Genomic DNA, 13,109 nt, shown 5'->3' with positions numbered 1-13,109 from the left:
CAGTTTAAGAAGACTGGAGGTTTTTTATTTTAGCTGGTTTAGGTCTTGGTGCTTATTTTAGCTGTATTGTAACTTTTAAAAAGGATATTCGTAATGACTCTCGAAAAGGTTTGATAGTAAGCTATAAATTAAATAAGAGGAGGAGTTAGAATGTCTTTAAACAAGTACGGTGTGCTAAAGGGTAAAGCAGTTGATGTGATGATGGGAAGCGGAGAAAATCCTCATTATCAAATTCATATACGGGACGATGAAGGCGTCGATTACCGGATTGCAGTCAATATTGAGTCACAGTCGTATCCATCTGAGGTTCTTTTCTATGTGGGAGAAAATTTTAATTCAGAGGACATCTCTAAGCTGCCTGCGTTAAAACACGGGTTTACGTTAATAAAAGATAATAACCCTGACATTGGACTTGATTATGTTAGAGGCAATCTCTTTGATCCTCAAAAAATGGTTCCACTACCAGCAGATATTGATGGAGCGGACAATGACCTGAATGAGAAGCTGCAGTTTTATGTGAAAGAGGCGCTTGAAAGGAATGCTGTTATCTATGCCTTTGGGGAAAGATGGGGGCCAGAGAATAATTTGGCTGATCGTTATTTCCACTTTAAGCCTGGTAATGGCATTCATGATATTCATATGAATCAAGGCAATGTGGGCAGATGGAAAAAGGATAATGGTGTTTGGCAGGATGGCGGCATCCTTATTCACTTTGAGGGGGAAAATCGCTGGGTAGGTATTTTCCTTGCGTTCCAATCACAATCATGGTGCACAGATGAAAACGGACATGCTATTAAGCCTGTTGAGGATTGCAGTTATTTAACGGTAAAGTAAAGGGGTGTGCGTCATTAGAACAGAACAAGAAATGCACGAGCTTATCCTTAATGTAGCTAAAGGCGATAACAGAATTAGAGCGGTGTATATGAATGGATCTAGAGCAAACCCAAAGGTTAAAAAGGATATTCTCCAGGATTATGATATTGTTTATGTTGTCACAAAAACAGGACTCTTTATAGAGGATGAAGCATGGATTCATGTGTTTGGCGAGCTTATCATGCTACAGGAGCCTAATAGAATGGATTTAGCTGCAGGTCTTGAGGTGGACGTCAGCCGATCATATAGTTATTTAATGCTGTTTACAGACGGCAATCGGATTGATCTTCATATTGAGACAAAGGAAGCGATGCTTGAGCAATATGGAAAAGATTCACTGACAATACCTTTGCTTGATAAGGACGGAATTCTCCCGGAAATACCATTTGCCTCTGATCACAGCTATTATGTAAAGGAACCAACTGCCATACGATATTTCCATGTTTGCAATGAGTTTTGGTGGTGTCAGCAAAATGTCGCAAAAGGAATTTGGCGCAAGGAGATTCCATATGCCAAAAATATGGCAGAAACAATTGTCAGACCTATGCTTGATGAAATTGTGTCATGGTGGATTGGCATGAATCATAATTTCCAGGTGAGCTCAGGTAAGATGGGTAAATACTTTCGTGAATATTTACCAGAAGAATATTGGGATATGTATAGACAGACCTACGGGGACAGTAGTGATGAAAATATGTGGCAGTCCTTATTTATGATGAATGACTTGTTCAGGCTTCTGGGAGAAGAGATAGCAAAGCAGCAGAATTTAAGTTATCCAGCTGAAGATGATATAAAAATGACAAAATATTTGAAGCGACTCAGGAGCATGCCTATTAATGCAGAAAATATCTTTTAAGGACTGTGGTCTTTATTTTTGTTTTCCCTTTCGATATAGTTAGAAGATAGAATTGCGCACAGGTAAAAGAGGCAGTTTTCTAGCGCTTAGGGGGAATACTTCATGAGAAAATACAAAACATTGCTGTTTGATGTAGATGATACTTTATTGGATTTTGCTGCAGCTGAGCGAGCGTCACTGAGTATGCTGCTGGAAAGCCAAGGAGTTTTATATGATGCTGAAAACCATAAAATTTATTCGCAAATTAACAAACGACTTTGGAAATCCTTTGAAGAAGGGCTGATTTCAAGTGATGAATTGTTCAACACGCGCTTTACCCTGCTGTTTAAGGAGCTTGGAAAGTCAGTTGACGGCCCGGAATTGGAAAGGCATTACCGCAGGGGACTTGGAGAGGGACATTATCTCATGAGTGGTGCGTTGGAAGTTATTACAGAACTGAAGGACCATTTTGATTTGTATATTGTGACAAATGGTATTTCGCAAACACAGGATCGACGTTTAAAGCTGTCAGGGCTTTTTCCATCTTTTAAAGCTGTTTTTGTATCAGAGGATACAGGCTTCCAGAAACCGATGAAGGGGTTTTTTGACTTTGTTTTTGAGAGAATTCCTAATTGCGAACTAAGTGAAACACTGATTATTGGAGACTCATTAACTGCAGACATTAAAGGTGGCATTTTAGCAGGTATTGATACTTGTTGGGTGAATCCTAATGGTATTGAAAACACAACAGAATGGAAGCCTACCTATGAAGTGAAGAGCTTGGATGAGCTTTACAATGTTTTAGAAGTTACAAGGAAGACAGAATCTGTTTAATAGTTGAGCCATCTTTTGCAGATGGCCTTTTTTTTATAGAGTCAAACTATTTGATGTTATTATAGGTGGAATGAGACAATCTATATAGAAGAAAAGGAGGTTATATATATGAAAACTTTAGTTGTAGGCGCAAACGGGAAGATTGGAAAAATCCTTGTAGGTTTGCTTAAGGAAGAGGATAAGCATACTGTCAGTGCAATGGTTCGTTCAGCAGAGCAAAAGGAAGCTTACACAAGCCAAGGTGTGGAAGCAGTGCTTGCAGACTTAGAAGGAAGTGTTGATGAGTTGAGCAAAGCAATGGAAGGCTGTGATGCGATTGTGTTTACTGCTGGTTCTGGTGGAAGCACTGGTGCTGATAAGACGTTATTAATTGATTTAGACGGTGCTGTGAAAACGATAGAGGCAGCTGAAAAGGTTGGAATCGAACGCTTTATAATGGTTAGTGCTTTACAGGCACAAACAAGAGAAAACTGGAATGAGCATATTTTACCTTACTATGTTGCTAAGCATTATGCTGACCGTATGTTGCTCGCTAGCAAGCTTAATTATACAATTATCAGACCAGGTGGTCTTACAGATGAACCTGGTACAGGACTGGTGCAAATCGAGGAAAACCTCACGAGAGGCTATATTCCGAGAGCAGATGTTGCAAAAGTGATAGTAGCATCACTTGATGATTCAAGAACATATAAGCGTTCCTTTGATTTGGTTTCAGGGGAAGCACAACTACCAGAAGCTTTTAATGGGTTGGCATAATAAAACGAGATAGGATTTTACCTATCTCGTTTTTATATGTTTATACAGCGTGAAAGTTTGTTCCATCTGTTACTGCTTTGACAACACCGGCACGAATGACGAAGTCTCCAAAGTGTTCGCCTTCTAATCTTTCTCTTGCGTAGCGCGGCAGAAGGACACCAAGCTCGCTTAAGATTTCTTCTTCACCGACATTTTCACGGTACAGCTTGCTCAATCTGCTGCCGTTAAAGGCTGCGCCAAGATACATGTTGTATTTGCCAGGGCCTCTTCCGATAAATGCGATTTCAGCTATTGTATGTCGAGCACACCCATTAGGGCAGCCTGTCATTCTGATGGTGATTTCTTTATCACGCAAGCCGTTTGCATCAACGATTTCTTCAATTTTATCAATTAAACGAGGCAGGTAGCGCTCAGCCTCTGCCATTGCAAGACCACATGTCGGCAAAGAAACACAAGCAAGAGAGCTTCTGCGCAGCGCGGAGAAGCGCTTGCCATCTAATAATCCGTATTGTTCAATCAGCTCGGTAATTTTTTTCTTATTTTTCGATGAAATATTAGCGATTATTAAATTCTGATTAGCAGTTAGGCGGAAATCACCTGTATGGATTTTTGCGATTTCACGTAAGCCTGTCATCAGCTTGTAGTCATCAAAGTCTTTAATACGGCCGCCTTCGACAAATAATGTGTAATGCCATTTTCCTTTGACGCCTTTTTCCCAGCCATATCTGTCGCCATTGTGATCAAAGTGGAATTCTCTTGCTTCTTGTAAGCTCCAGCCAAGGCGGTATTCTAACTCTGCTTTGACATTTTCTACGCCGAGGCGATCGACTGTGTATTTGAAACGGGCATTTTTACGTGCAGAACGGTTTCCATAGTCGCGCTGGATTGTAATTACTTTTTCTGCAACCTCTAATACTTGCTCAGGCTCACAGAAGCCGATAACCTTACCGAGCTGCGGATATGTTTCTGTATCACCATGTGTCATACCCATACCACCACCGATGGAAATATTGAAACCAACCAATTTTCCACTTTCAACGATTGCGATAAAGCCCAGATCTTGTGAGTAAACGTCCACATCATTGGAAGGTGGAACAGCTACTCCTATTTTAAACTTTCTTGGCAAATAAACAGGACCGTACATTGGCTCTATGTCTTCCTCTACTGTTGGAGAAGAAGCTACTTTTTCCTCATCCAGCCAAATTTCATGATAAGCGCGTGTGCGTGGAAGCAAGTAGTCACTTAATCTTTTAGACCAGCTGAATACCTCGCCATGTACTTCTGACTGGTATGGATTAGGATTACACATTACGTTCCGGTTAACGTCACCACAAGCTGCAATGGTATCAAGCATGGATTGGTGAATTTCCTGAATCGTACTTTTCATATTCCATTTCAAGATACCGTGCATTTGAAATGCTTGGCGTGTTGTAAGCTTTAACGTTTGGTTTCCAAAACGCTGAGCAAGATCATCCATTTTCAGCCATTGCTCAGGTGTTGCGACACCTCCGGGAGTCCGAACTCGAAGCATGAATTGATAGGCAGGCTCTAACTTTTGCTTTTGACGTTCATTACGAAGGTCACGGTCATCCTGCAGATAACTTCCGTGAAATTTCATTAGCACGTTATCATCGTGTGGGATACCTGATGTTAGCTGCTCTTGCATCGTATCCTTCAAGCTTCCGCGCAAATAGTTGCTGTCTATTTTTAATTGTTCATTTGGTGAGGGCGGTCCTTCTGGTGCAGTTAGTATTGGTCTAGCCATTAGAAAAACTCCTTTCAGTTAATCTTAATAAACATCACGCTGGTAGCGTTTGTCCTGCTGCATTGCTGCAAGGTATTTTTCGGCATCTTCATGGTTGAAATTGCCTTCTTTTTCAATGATGTTAATTAATGTTTGGTGCACGTCATGAGCCATATGCTTTTCATCGCCACAAATATAAACTGCAGCACCTTCCTGCAACCACTCGAATAATTCCTTGCTGTGCTCAAGCATACGATGCTGGACATAAACTTTTTCGGCAGTGTCGCGGGAAAATGCGACGTTCATTTTTGTTAATACCCCATTTTTAAGGTAATTTTGCCATTCAGTTTGATAAAGGAAGTCTGTGACAAAATGCTGATCTCCAAAGAACAGCCATGATTTTCCTTCAACTTCTGCTTCCTCACGTTCTTGCAGGAAGGATCGGAATGGAGCGATTCCTGTTCCGGGTCCTACCATAATGACAGGAGTTTCGGGATTTTCAGGAAGCTTAAAGTTCTCATTCTCCTGAATAAAGACAGGAATTTTATCACCTGGGTTTAAGCGCTCCGCACAAAGAATGGAGCAAACACCTTTCCGATTTCGGTCATGTGTGTTGTAGCGGACAGCTCCGATCGTCAGGTGAACTTCTTCAGGATTTGCTGTATAGCTGCTAGCTATAGAATACAGACGGGCAGGTAATTTACGTAATTGTGCAACAAAGGTTTGCGCGGTAAAATTCCAAGGTCCGAAGTCCTTAATTAAATCGAGCAGGTCTCGTCCATCAATATACGCTTTCAATTTTTCCTGGTTTTCCTTTTTAAGAAGATCCTGCAACGATTCGTTTGTCGAGTACGCTGCGTATTTTTCTATTAAAGGCTTTGTAAGAACAGTTATTTCAAATTCGGAAAGCAGAGCTTCCTTAATGGAGCGTATCTCGCCTTTTTTATTTATAGAAACAGTTTCCTGTGCATGAAAGGACAGCTCCGTTAGCAGCAGGTCAACAAGCTCTGGCTCATTTTTTGGATAAATTCCAAGGCTGTCACCAGGTTTGTATGTTAGACCAGAGTTTTCAAGCGAAAGCTCAATATGAAGTGTTTCTTTATTTGAGCCTCTGCCGTTAAGGTTTTGGATTTCGAGTACCTCTGCAAGGAAAGGGTTTGATCTTGAATATTCTGTTTCTGAGATTGTTGCTAATTCTTTTGTTTCTGCGCTTTGAGCGGCTGTGCTTGTGTTTCCAAGCTCGTTCAACACACCTTCAAGCCATTCATTTGCAGGTTCTTCAAAATCTAAATCACAGTCGACGCGTGGTAACAGGCGCTTGCCGCCGATTTCCTCTAAGCGTTCATCAAATTCCTTACCAGTTTGACAGAAGAATTCATAAGAACTATCGCCGAGAGACAAAACGGAGAAGTTTAAGTTCTCTAATTTTGGTGCTCTTTTGCCATGCAGGAATTCATGGAATGTTAATGCTGTATCTGGTGGGTCTCCTTCTCCATGTGTGCTGACAATAATAAGTAAGTTATTGAGTTTCTTAATATTATTTGGCTTAAAGTCACTCATTGATAATGTAGTAACTTGAAAACCTTTATCTGTCAGTATTTTCGCACTTTTTTTGGCAAGGTTTTGCGCATTTCCTGTTTGTGATCCGAAAAGGATTGTGACCTCCTTAGAGGCTGGTTCTACAGCAACTGGTGCCATCGCTGCAGCAGGAGTTTCGGCTGTTTGAACGGCTGCATTTGCGCTGGCTGATAATGATGCAGAAAGATAGCCATTCAGCCATATTTTCTGACTTTCGGATAAGGTTGGCAAAAGACGGTTCAACAGCTCTGTCTGTTCCTGGTTAAAAGGACTGTTCGTTACTAGTAATTGCAACAATATTCACCTCTTTAAAAAAAATCGATTCATTTTCAACTTTGTTATTTTTAATCATATTTTTCATTCGGAACTAAGATTAGATTCTAAATTTATTAATCCAATAAGACAAATCGGATTTTAGGCAGAATCTTTTTCTGTAAAAAAAGTATATTCTTAGTGCATATATAATTGTACTTTACTGGATGTTAAAGAATTAGTAAAATACATTTAACTTATTGGAGCTATTAATAATCTTAATAATAGCTATTATAATAAATATGAATTCATCTGATGAAAGGGAGTGTTTTTGTTGCAATATGATGCGTTAAAAACATTTGTCACACTTGTAGAAGTAAAGAATTTCACTAAAACAGCTGAAATTCTTTTGATGTCTCAGCCAAGTGTAAGTCTGCATATAAAAAATTTGGAAAAGGAATTTCAAACTAAATTGTTTGAAAGGTCGCCAAAATATTTAAAGGTGACTCCTACTGGAGAAATTCTTTATGACTGTGCAGTTCAGATGATCACTTTATATGAACAGACAAGGCAGAATATATTAGAGCACCATCATGCCATTAAAGGAGATTTAAAAATAGGTGCGAGCTTTACTATAGGTGAGTATATATTACCGCCACTGCTGCTTGAGCTTCAAACAACTCATCCAGATTTGGCCTTACAAGTAACAATTGGTAATACGGAAGAGGTAGTAGAGTCAGTAAGACGCTACCAAGTTGATATTGGGCTGATTGAAGGGCAGACAAATGACAAGGAAATTTCTGTCCATCCCTTTATGGAGGACGAGCTGTTTGTTGTTTCTTCTGCTAAGCACCCACTTGCTAATAAGGAAAAGGTGCCTATGAAGGACCTGCAAAACCAAGCATGGATAACTCGCGAGATAGGTTCAGGTACAAGGGAGTATTTGGATCATGTAATTCGTTCCAACGCATTGAAGGTAGGGACACTTCTGACAATAAGCAGCAACCAGGCAATTAAAGAAACGGTCATTAATGGTATGGGTTTGACGCTTTTATCTAAATGTGTGATTGAAAGAGATATTCAGGCAGGCAATCTTTTTGCAATCACTCTTGAGAAGGAAGTATTCAAAAGGACACTCTCCTATGTATATTCGCCAATTATGAAGGAAAAACAAAACGTAAAAACATTCATTCAAGCATTGAATAAGAAATATCCGTTTCATGAAGAGGAGCAGGATAAATAGATATTCTTTTATATGAAAAAATGCATAAGAAACGGTAAACCGCAAATAGCTAGAAATAAGGCTTTTTTTAGTCTGTCACCTATTGTCTCTTGCGTATTTTGTAGTATGATAACGAAGAAGATTTTTTTCGTTAAAAGGAGTTAAGTTATGAACAAGAAAAATAAGACATTCCGAATTGTCCTATTAGGGATGCTTTCTGCCATTATTATTATTCAAACGACGATCCCGTTTTTAGGATATATACCGATTGGACCGCTTAGTTTGACGATTATTCAGGTGACTGTCATTATCGCAGCAATTGTCCTTGGACCAAAGGAAGGGGCCATTGTTGGTGGTATTTGGGGACTTATCACATTTATCAGAGCATTTGTAGCTCCAACTAGTCCAATTGCGCCAATTGTTTTCACAAATCCGCTTATATCTGTGCTGCCTCGGGTTTTAATTGGTGTTGTTGCTGCATATGTATTTCATCGAATTCTTAGTGAAAAGCTTAGTGAAACAGTAAGAATGAGTATTGCTGGTGTGCTCGGGTCATTAACAAACACTGTTTTAGTACTTGGACTGATCTATTTATTTTATCGTGAGCCATATGCGAACTTTTTAGAAATGGACATGGATAAGCTCTTGCCTGCGCTTTTAACAATTGTAGGTACTAATGGTGTAACAGAAGCAATCCTTTCCGGTATACTTGCGCCCATTATTTCAAAACCGTTATTAAGATTAAGAAAGTAGCCGCCTTGGCTGCTTTTTTTGTGATGTTAATCATTGGCAATAAATGGTGGCTGTCATAATATTTTTTTAAAACGGGAAAATATTAGAGATCAATTTTGGAGGTGAGTTGTTTTGACTACTGTTAAAGAGATAATGACAACTGATGTTAAGGTATGTCAGCCCCATGACGCTATCGTGGAAGCTGCTAAAATTATGCGTGATGTTAATGTTGGGATTGTTCCTGTATGTGAAGGGAAAAAGGTGATTGGAATGATTACAGACCGTGATATTGTCATCCAAGCAATTGCAGATGGCAAAGACGGTAATTCGGTTCATTGTCATGATGTTATGACAACGGATGTAACAACTTGCACTCCAGATATGGATATTCATGAATGTGCTAACATCATGTCAGAACAGCAGATCCGCCGCCTGCCTGTTGTTGAGAATGGAGAGCTTGTCGGTATTTGTGCAATTGGGGACCTTGCAAGAGTCAATATTCACATTGATGAAGCAGGACAAGCCTTAAGTAATATATCTGATCCACTCCATTAATTGCTACAAAAAAAAGACCCACTGTCAAAAGTGGGTTTTTTTGGCATTATGTTTTTTAAGACATGCTGCTTATATTTTATTTCTGCATATGCTAGTATATGGTTATTGGAAAATTATAAATGTTTAATGTTTTAATTCCGACTAAACACCTAGTAAAACTTGTTGACAATATAATCAATTGTGATAAAATTTAGAAAAAACATTGCTTATCAAGAGTGACAGAGGGAATTGGCCCGATGATGTCCAGCAACCTGCAATTGAAAAAAAAGGCAAGGTGCTAAGTCCAACAAAATGGTCTCCATTTTGAAAGATAAGGTAGTGATATTACCTTGTTTCTTTCCGAAGATGGAAAGATTTTTTTATTGCCATGATTAACAGTAACAGTTTTTTGTTTGTAGGAGGGATTTGTTAATGGGGGAAACAACAAATCAACTGGACAAAATTAAAGATCAGTTGGAGGAAATGTTAAAGAATATGAAGTTCGGCTCCATTACTTTAATTGTTCAGGATGGAAAAGTCATTCAAATTGAAAAAAGTGAAAAAATTCGACTTGGTAAATAAAATGCTGACTAGAGAAACTAGAGGCAGTTTTGGCACATATGCATCGTGTTAAAGCTGTCTTTTTTGCGCGTGTAAAACGGTGCAATGCACACAAAGTGAAAGGGAGTATGCAACTTGAGTGATCTATTAACTTATGAAAATATCGATAGTTATAGACTGCCAGCCTTTCCAAGCGATACGGAAACAAAAGGCGCTTTGGAAGTTCTGGAATGGGCCTATGATACTTATGAAGAAGAAATTGTTTATGCTTGCAGTTTTGGAATAGAAGGAATCGTTCTGATTGATCTAATATCGAAGGTAAAAGAAAATGCTAAGATTGTGTTTTTAGATACTGATGTGCACTTTAAGGAAACATATGAATTAATTGCAAAAGTGAAAAAGAAATATCCACATTTGCAAATTGAAATGAAAAAACCAGAATTGACCTTGGACGAGCAAGCGGAACAGTATGGAGATGAGCTTTGGACAACGAATCCTAATAAATGCTGTGATATCAGAAAAATTATTCCGTTGAATTCTGCTCTCTCTGGTTCCACAGCTTGGATTTCAGGCTTGAGAAGAGAACAGGGCGGTGCGAGGGCTAACACTGAGTATATTAATACAGACAAAAAATTTAAAAGCATTAAAGTATGTCCCCTTATTCACTGGACTTGGAAGGATGTATGGAGATACGCTCATAAAAACCAACTTGACTATAATGTTCTTCATGATAATGGTTATCCGAGCATCGGCTGCAGAACATGCACACAGCCTGCGTTCTCAATGGATGATTTACGCTCTGGAAGATGGACAGGAAAAGGGAAAACAGAATGTGGGCTGCATTTACAATAACTAGAGGGAAAAAACTATTATGATGATTATTCTTGCCGGTTTAATGTCGTTATTTTTTGCAATGAACATCGGAGCAAGTGGAGCAGCAGCAAGCCTTGGGGTTGCATATGGTTCAGGTGCTATCCCGAAAAAAAGGCACGCCCTTCTTATATGTGGTGTGGCGATTTTTCTAGGAGCTGTATTAGGGGGAAGCGAAGTAGTCAAGACAATCGGGGAGGACCTTATCCCGAGCAGCTTATTAAACGCAAATATTGTTTTGATTATTTTGTCCTCTGCTGCCCTTTCCCTGTTTATCGCAAATCTAATGGGAATACCCTTATCAACAAGTGAAATCACTGTAGGCAGTGTTGTTGGTGTTGGAGTTGCATATAAAAGTATTTTTATAGGACATATTTTATGGATTGTTTTCTTTTGGGTTCTTATTCCTTTCATTTCTTTTGGGATTGCACTTGCAGCAGGGAAAATGATTATAAGAGCTGAAAGGAAATACAACTGGCTTAAAGCAAGCAAATCGCAGCGGTACTTATCTGTTTTTGTTATTGTTGTTGGCTTTTTTGAAGCATTTTCGGCAGGCATGAACAATGTTGCTAATGCTGTTGGACCAATGGTAGGAGCCAACCTTATTTCGATGAACAGTGGAATTATATTAGGAGGCTTGGCAATCAGTGTTGGTGCTATGCTGCTTGGTGGAAGAGTACTGCAAACAAACGGAAAAAAAATTGTCCAATTCAGCAAGCTTGAGGGCGGGATTATTTCCAGCATAGGAGCAACGTTAGTAACAATTGCCTCTATTTTCGGATTGCCTGTGCCACTGACTCAAGTTACGAGTACAGCAATCATTGGCATTGGCGTTGCAAAGAATGGAATGGTGCTATTCAAAAAGCAAATGATTCATCGCATTATAAAGGTATGGATTGTTTCACCTGTTTTGTCTCTCGTCATATCCTATTGCCTTGTGCAGCTTTTCATCAAAAATGATTTTTACAATGTACTTGTTTTGACAAGTGTATGTATCGCTACATTAGGAACACTAAGTCTTGTTAAATCTATAAAGGAAGACAGTCGCTCTGTATATGAGGATGGGGGCGGCATTTGATAGGGTCAAAGCCGTTTCTATTAAAATATAATACTAATAATATAACTAACTAGTAACTGGAAGGATAGGTGCAAACAATATGGCATTAAGCAAACCTCATGGAGGAACACTAATCAATTTATGGGAACCTAATTATGATATCAGTGGATTAACGAAGGAGCTTGAAATCGATGGGGTTGCATTAAGTGATCTTGAATTAATCGGCAATGGTGCTTTCAGTCCATTGACTGGATTTTTATCTCAAAAGGACTATGAATCTGTTGTACAAAATATGAGGCTTGCTTCAGGGCAAATTTGGAGTATTCCGATTACACTTCCTGTTTCAGAGGAGCAAGCAAATAATCTAGAACTAAACGAAACAGTTAAGCTTGTTCATAATGGAGAGGTCTATGGTGTACTTACAGTGGAAGATAAATTTACACCAAACAAAACAAAAGAGGCAGAGGCTGTTTACCGCACAGCAGACTTGGATCACCCAGGTGTGAAGAAAGTATTTGATAGAGGCGATGTGTATGTTGGAGGAGCTATCAAATTATTAAAAAAACTAAAACGCACTAAATTTGAAAGCTTCTATTTGGAACCAAAGGATACGCGAGAAGTGTTCGAAAATAAAGGCTGGAGCACAGTTGTCGGCTTCCAAACAAGAAATCCTGTGCACCGTGCACACGAATATATTCAAAAGACTGCTTTGGAAACAGTAGATGGTTTATTCTTGAACCCGCTGGTAGGTGAAACAAAATCAGATGATATTCCTGCAGATGTGCGTATGGAAAGCTACCAAGTGCTATTGAAAAACTACTATCCTGAGGATCGAGTATTTCTTGCTGTTTTCCCTGCTGCTATGCGTTATGCTGGGCCAAGAGAAGCAGTATTTCATGCCCTTGTAAGAAAAAATTATGGCTGCACTCATTTTATTGTTGGACGTGACCATGCTGGTGTTGGCAATTACTATGGCACATATGATGCACAAAGAATTTTCGACCAATTTACATCAGAGGAATTAGGAATTAACCTGCTGTTCTTTGAGCATAGCTTCTATTGCAGAAAGTGCGAAAATATGGCATCAACGAAAACATGCCCTCATGACAAAGAACATCACGAAATTTTATCTGGAACAAAGGTACGCGAGCTTCTAAGAAACGGTGAAATTCCGCCAAGTACATTCAGCCGCAAAGAGGTAGTGGAAGTGCTGATAAGAGGCTTAAAGAACCAAGAGATCCATTCATAATACAGGGGGATA

Annotated in this window: 13 protein-coding genes and 1 riboswitch; of the genes, 11 read left to right on the top strand and 2 right to left on the bottom strand. The window is 39.3% G+C overall.

Annotation, left to right across the window (positions count from 1 at the left end):
- The first annotated feature begins 150 nt into the window (after nucleotides 1-150).
- The 4 genes from NQZ71_RS01290 (at nucleotide 151) to NQZ71_RS01275 (ending at nucleotide 3,298) form a co-directional block, all read left to right on the top strand.
- Complete coding sequence (locus NQZ71_RS01290) at nucleotides 151-834, top strand: YukJ family protein (RefSeq protein ID WP_144457514.1); 684 nt, start codon at nucleotides 151-153, stop codon at nucleotides 832-834.
- Nucleotides 835-838: 4 nt separating this feature from the next.
- The gene (locus NQZ71_RS01285; protein ID WP_317011209.1) at nucleotides 839-1,729 is read left to right on the top strand and encodes an aminoglycoside 6-adenylyltransferase; all 891 of its coding nucleotides are present in this window, start codon (nucleotides 839-841) and stop codon (nucleotides 1,727-1,729) included.
- 102 nt (nucleotides 1,730-1,831) lie between these two features.
- On the top strand, nucleotides 1,832-2,542 hold the full coding sequence (locus NQZ71_RS01280) for a YjjG family noncanonical pyrimidine nucleotidase (protein WP_144457512.1): 711 nt from the start codon (nucleotides 1,832-1,834) through the stop codon (nucleotides 2,540-2,542).
- A gap of 108 nt (nucleotides 2,543-2,650) precedes the next feature.
- Entirely contained in the window at nucleotides 2,651-3,298 is a 648-nt protein-coding gene (locus tag NQZ71_RS01275) for an SDR family oxidoreductase (protein WP_260054742.1), read from the top strand.
- A gap of 40 nt (nucleotides 3,299-3,338) precedes the next feature.
- Here NQZ71_RS01275 and cysI read toward each other — a convergent pair whose 3' ends face one another.
- Both cysI and NQZ71_RS01265 read right to left on the bottom strand, forming a co-directional pair.
- Nucleotides 3,339-5,063: an assimilatory sulfite reductase (NADPH) hemoprotein subunit gene (cysI, locus tag NQZ71_RS01270; protein WP_260054743.1), complete on the bottom strand. Its 1,725-nt coding sequence runs from the start codon at nucleotides 5,061-5,063 to the stop codon at nucleotides 3,339-3,341.
- 24 nt (nucleotides 5,064-5,087) lie between these two features.
- Nucleotides 5,088-6,914 carry an assimilatory sulfite reductase (NADPH) flavoprotein subunit gene (locus NQZ71_RS01265; RefSeq protein ID WP_317011717.1) on the bottom strand — a complete coding sequence of 609 codons (1,827 nt, stop codon included), beginning with the start codon at nucleotides 6,912-6,914 and terminating at the stop codon, nucleotides 5,088-5,090.
- Nucleotides 6,915-7,206: 292 nt separating this feature from the next.
- Here NQZ71_RS01265 and NQZ71_RS01260 point away from each other — a divergent pair, with 292 nt between their 5' ends.
- The 7 genes from NQZ71_RS01260 to sat all read left to right on the top strand — a co-directional run bounded on the left by NQZ71_RS01260 (nucleotide 7,207) and on the right by sat (nucleotide 13,097).
- On the top strand, nucleotides 7,207-8,115 hold the full coding sequence (locus NQZ71_RS01260; protein ID WP_144457506.1) for a LysR family transcriptional regulator: 909 nt from the start codon (nucleotides 7,207-7,209) through the stop codon (nucleotides 8,113-8,115).
- Between the two features lie 147 nt (nucleotides 8,116-8,262).
- The gene (locus tag NQZ71_RS01255; RefSeq protein ID WP_144457504.1) at nucleotides 8,263-8,847 is read left to right on the top strand and encodes an ECF transporter S component; all 585 of its coding nucleotides are present in this window, start codon (nucleotides 8,263-8,265) and stop codon (nucleotides 8,845-8,847) included.
- A 111-nt stretch (nucleotides 8,848-8,958) separates the two neighbouring features.
- Nucleotides 8,959-9,381, top strand: a complete 423-nt coding sequence (locus tag NQZ71_RS01250) for a CBS domain-containing protein (RefSeq protein ID WP_260054744.1) — start codon at nucleotides 8,959-8,961, stop codon at nucleotides 9,379-9,381.
- Nucleotides 9,382-9,584: 203 nt separating this feature from the next.
- A riboswitch (SAM riboswitch) is annotated at nucleotides 9,585-9,698 on the top strand.
- Nucleotides 9,699-9,792: 94 nt separating this feature from the next.
- Nucleotides 9,793-9,942 carry a YezD family protein gene (locus tag NQZ71_RS01245; RefSeq protein ID WP_127740649.1) on the top strand — a complete coding sequence of 50 codons (150 nt, stop codon included), beginning with the start codon at nucleotides 9,793-9,795 and terminating at the stop codon, nucleotides 9,940-9,942.
- Nucleotides 9,943-10,056: 114 nt separating this feature from the next.
- Nucleotides 10,057-10,773 (top strand): phosphoadenylyl-sulfate reductase, encoded by a 717-nt coding sequence (locus NQZ71_RS01240; RefSeq protein WP_317011208.1) that lies wholly within the window; start codon nucleotides 10,057-10,059, stop codon nucleotides 10,771-10,773.
- Nucleotides 10,774-10,795: 22 nt separating this feature from the next.
- Nucleotides 10,796-11,869 carry a sulfate permease gene (locus tag NQZ71_RS01235; protein ID WP_186304150.1) on the top strand — a complete coding sequence of 358 codons (1,074 nt, stop codon included), beginning with the start codon at nucleotides 10,796-10,798 and terminating at the stop codon, nucleotides 11,867-11,869.
- Between the two features lie 79 nt (nucleotides 11,870-11,948).
- A complete protein-coding gene (gene sat, locus NQZ71_RS01230) occupies nucleotides 11,949-13,097 on the top strand; it encodes a sulfate adenylyltransferase (protein ID WP_275009660.1) in 1,149 nt (382 codons plus the stop codon).
- The last annotated feature ends 12 nt before the right edge of the window (nucleotides 13,098-13,109 follow it).

The organism is Niallia taxi, assembly GCF_032818155.1.
GTDB classification, from domain to species: Bacteria; Bacillota; Bacilli; order Bacillales; family Cytobacillaceae; genus Niallia; species Niallia taxi_A.
This window is presented reverse-complemented; position numbering and strand designations above follow the sequence as displayed.

Coding starts and splice junctions, on each gene's coding strand:
- NQZ71_RS01290 (WP_144457514.1), top strand. CDS start 151: ATGTCTTTAAACAAGTACGGTGTGCTAAAGGGTAAAGCAGTTGATGTG.
- NQZ71_RS01280 (WP_144457512.1), top strand. CDS start 1,832: ATGAGAAAATACAAAACATTGCTGTTTGATGTAGATGATACTTTATTG.
- NQZ71_RS01275 (WP_260054742.1), top strand. CDS start 2,651: ATGAAAACTTTAGTTGTAGGCGCAAACGGGAAGATTGGAAAAATCCTT.
- cysI (WP_260054743.1), bottom strand. CDS start 5,063: ATGGCTAGACCAATACTAACTGCACCAGAAGGACCGCCCTCACCAAAT.
- NQZ71_RS01255 (WP_144457504.1), top strand. CDS start 8,263: ATGAACAAGAAAAATAAGACATTCCGAATTGTCCTATTAGGGATGCTT.
- NQZ71_RS01245 (WP_127740649.1), top strand. CDS start 9,793: ATGGGGGAAACAACAAATCAACTGGACAAAATTAAAGATCAGTTGGAG.
- NQZ71_RS01235 (WP_186304150.1), top strand. CDS start 10,796: ATGATTATTCTTGCCGGTTTAATGTCGTTATTTTTTGCAATGAACATC.
- sat (WP_275009660.1), top strand. CDS start 11,949: ATGGCATTAAGCAAACCTCATGGAGGAACACTAATCAATTTATGGGAA.